Genomic DNA, 1359 nt, shown 5'->3' with positions numbered 1-1359 from the left:
CGCCAGCGACGGCAGTAATGTCGACCAGAAGGCCACCGACAGGCGGCTGAGATAGGACGGGTCTTCATTGGTGGGGTCGGCCTCGAACACGCGCCCGAACAGGCGCCTGCCGCCAACCAGCAGCACCAGTGCCAGCCCGAGCGCCACGAAGGTTGCCGCCAGGATAGCCTGGAACTTGAACTTGAAGGCGAAGCTCAGCCAGGACGACACCGCCTTGTAGAAATTGCCGAATTCATCCCTGGCGTCGGAGAACACCTGCGGGCTCAGTGCATCGGACAGCACGTAGCGCTTGGTCAAAAGGTTACGGAACAGCTCGCTGCGCATGTTGCCGATCTTGTCGATCAGCCCGCTGATGCGGATAGAGAGCGTTTGCGCCACGGCGATGACCGAGTTGATTTCCGCCTTTTCCGACACCAGCGCCTGGCGTTCGCCGCTGACGATGTCAGGCTCCGGCGGCTGGCCGGCGGCGGGCGCAGCGCCAAGCTGCTCGAGCCGGCTGTTGATCTCGCCAAGGCGTGTGCGGAAGGCCAGCGCGCTGTTCAGCGATTGGTGTGACAGTTCCTCCAACTGCAAGCGGATATCGACGAGGCTGCCGTCGTCCTCGGCGTCCTGCTGGATCTGCTTCTCGAAATTGTCGGTCTTGGTCGTCAGGCTCTGCAGGATCTTCTGCTGGTCGGCGACCAGTCCGGCAGGCGCCTGGCCAAGCCCTTGTGCCACCGCATCGAACGACGGCGGCGCCGATACGACAAGCGTGAGGATCAAAATGAGACGAAGCAATCGGAAAAGCATGACTTGTTGGCGACTCATGGACGGCAAAGGCAATTTGAAAGCCTGTCCTTGATAAAGACGGCCATATCATGGGGCAAGCCGTCGCATCGATCACTCACCCCGGCCTGATCGGCGGCTCATCCGATCATTGTCCCTGTTGATCCCTGAGCAATGCGTCGGCCAGTCGAAAGGCAATGGCGCAATATTGGCTTTGCGGATGCGGCCTGCTCTATAGTCTGCCGCATCGCCCGAACCGGATGACATCAATGGCAGAGTACTCGGCCTTTTCGCTGCTCGCGAACGCGCTCAAGGGAAACAAGGACTGGAAACCAGCCTGGCGCAAGCCGGATCCGAAGGCGTCCTATGATGTCATCATTATCGGCGGCGGCGGCCACGGTCTGGCCACCGCCTACTATCTCGCCAAGGAACATGGCATCACCAATGTCGCGGTTGTGGAAAAGGGCTGGCTCGGCTCCGGCAATGTCGGCCGCAACACCACGGCCGTGCGCTCGAACTATCTGCTGCCGGCCAACACCCGCTTCTACGAACATTCGATGAAACTGTGGGAGAACCTGTCGCACGAGCTCAACT

1 protein-coding gene and 1 pseudogene are annotated in these 1359 nt (G+C 60.8%); one reads left to right on the top strand and one right to left on the bottom strand.

Annotated elements, in window-relative coordinates; all coding sequences use genetic code 11:
- Window positions 1-789 (bottom strand): annotated as a pseudogene (locus EN935_RS36105) (mechanosensitive ion channel family protein); the annotation flags it as partial.
- A 245-nt stretch (window positions 790-1034) separates the two neighbouring features.
- On the opposite strand from EN935_RS36105, the gene EN935_RS36100 reads away from it, so the two are divergent.
- The coding region (locus EN935_RS36100) for an FAD-dependent oxidoreductase (protein ID WP_127374233.1) at window positions 1035-1359 on the top strand (325 nt) is incomplete at its 3' end.

The organism is Mesorhizobium sp. M7D.F.Ca.US.004.03.1.1 (assembly GCF_003998635.1).
Classification (GTDB): domain Bacteria; phylum Pseudomonadota; class Alphaproteobacteria; order Rhizobiales; family Rhizobiaceae; genus Mesorhizobium; species Mesorhizobium loti.
This window is presented reverse-complemented; position numbering and strand designations above follow the sequence as displayed.